Consider the following 520-nt stretch of genomic DNA (forward strand, 5'->3'; position numbering starts at 1 on the left):
CAAAAATGGTCGCCAGTTTGTTCCTTTCAATGCCGATGCCCGAATCCTTGATAAGGAATGTGAGCGAACCTCGCCCTTGCTCTAACGCTTCTTCGTAACTCACTTCGACTGAGATATAGCCTTGTTCAGTAAACTTAACGGCATTGGAAACCAGATTAGTAATGATCTGTTTTATGCGATGATCATCGACCATCACGCGAGCCGGAATGTTTGCATCCAATGAAATATCGAGTTCAAGCTGTTTAGACGTGGCTTTAGATTGAAACAAAATCACCGATTGATAAACGACTTCGCGAATGTCAGCTTCAACCAACGACAATTCGAGGCGCCCCGACTCGATCTTAGACAAATCTAGAATATCGTTTAGCAATGCAAGCAAAGTGTGGGAAGAGGTATCGATGTCATCCACGACTTCTTGCTGATGAGGCGACAGCTCACTTTGCGACAAAATTTCAGTCATCCCCATGATGCCATTCAACGGCGTTCGAATCTCATGGGACATATTGGCCAGAAATACAGA

The 520-nt window shown here is 44.6% G+C and carries 1 protein-coding gene; it reads right to left on the reverse strand.

Annotated features, from left to right (window positions below; translation table 11 throughout):
* A partial coding sequence (locus tag R7Z77_RS28385; RefSeq protein ID WP_318137439.1) for a sensor histidine kinase occupies positions 1 to 520 on the reverse strand: 520 nt, incomplete at both ends.

The organism is Vibrio sp. 1401 (genome assembly GCF_033340295.1).